Raw genomic sequence first — 1132 nt, forward strand, 5'->3', positions numbered from 1 at the left:
ATTAATAGAGCTGTCGAATCATTAGAGAAGCCAGCAATGAACGCTGGTTCGGGCTACGATGACGAAAGAAGTCCTGAAGAAGTTTATAAAGAAACAATTGAAATCCTGAGAGAAGTAGTATTTTTTCCAGAGGACATCCCGTTCTGATGTGTCTAAATAAATAACTAGATGGGCTTGTTGCATAGGAGGCAGTTTTGCTATGGTATTAAGTAACTTAGAGCGTGTGACATTCTTGTGAAGAATGACTTTACCATGCTGGTTAATCGCATGAACACTGAAGTGATTTTTAGCGAGATCGATACCGCAGTAAGACAGATTAGACATGGTGCCTCCAGTAATGGTGTTGACCACTTGAGTGTGGCAGATCATCGGGAGGGGGAATTCATATCATTCGTTAGGTTTTTTAAGAGGAAAATCATGTTTACAGTAGATGTAGAAGAGAGTTTAAAGCTCGTACTTGTAGAGCCTAAATTCGCGTCAAAATATCTCGAAATTGTCTCAAATCAGCGAGATTATTTGAGTGAATGGCTAGTATGGCCTCCTCATGCGGAAAATGAAGAGTTTTTCCTGAGCTTTATCAAAAAATCATTACATGACTATGCAGACGGTAAATCATTAGTTTGTGCGATGATCTATCAAAATGAAGTGGTAGGAAATATCAGCTTCAATACGATCAATCACGACTTACAAAAAGTCGAAATTGGCTATTGGTTACGCCGTGATTTACAAGGCAAAGGTATCGTAAGCAAATCACTAAAAAAGCTTATCGATTATGCTTTTACTGAATTGAATATGCAGAAAGTTCAAATATCAGCAGCAGTAGACAATCACGCAAGTCGTAGTGTTTGTGAGCGACTAGGGTTTAAACTAGAGGGTGTCATAACTCGTGCTGAAAATTTAAACGGTCGAGTTGTTGACCATGCAGTTTATGGACTAAGTCGTTAATTTTAAGCCAAAACCTAACAGATAAGGATTAAGTGTTGCATAGCCAACGTTAAATCCCAAGTGTTGGACAAGTCCGAGCCTCTATATAAGTAGATTGTGAGTCCTGCACGTCAGTTTTGCTATTTGCCATACCTGTATTTATTCATTTTTTGCTAATGTTCGATTTTCCGAAACTGATTTTTGTCCA

1 protein-coding gene and 1 pseudogene are annotated in these 1132 nt (G+C 38.4%); one reads left to right on the forward strand and one right to left on the reverse strand.

Annotation, left to right across the window (positions count from 1 at the left end; translation table 11 throughout):
• Nucleotides 1-177 precede the first annotated feature (177 nt).
• Nucleotides 178-324, reverse strand: a pseudogene (locus VSA01S_RS19755) (IS110 family transposase); the annotation flags it as partial.
• Between the two features lie 93 nt (nt 325-417).
• Between VSA01S_RS19755 and VSA01S_RS19760 the strand changes: the two are divergent.
• Nucleotides 418-945, forward strand: coding sequence for a GNAT family N-acetyltransferase (locus VSA01S_RS19760; RefSeq protein ID WP_039983624.1), 528 nt, complete (start codon nt 418-420; stop codon nt 943-945).
• The last annotated feature ends 187 nt before the right edge of the window (nt 946-1132 follow it).

This window comes from Vibrio sagamiensis NBRC 104589, from assembly GCF_007990935.1.
Classification (GTDB): Bacteria; Pseudomonadota; Gammaproteobacteria; order Enterobacterales; family Vibrionaceae; genus Vibrio; species Vibrio sagamiensis.

Excerpts from the sequence above, each read along its gene's own strand:
- VSA01S_RS19760 (WP_039983624.1), top strand. The coding sequence starts at position 418 with ATGTTTACAGTAGATGTAGAAGAGAGTTTAAAGCTCGTACTTGTAGAG.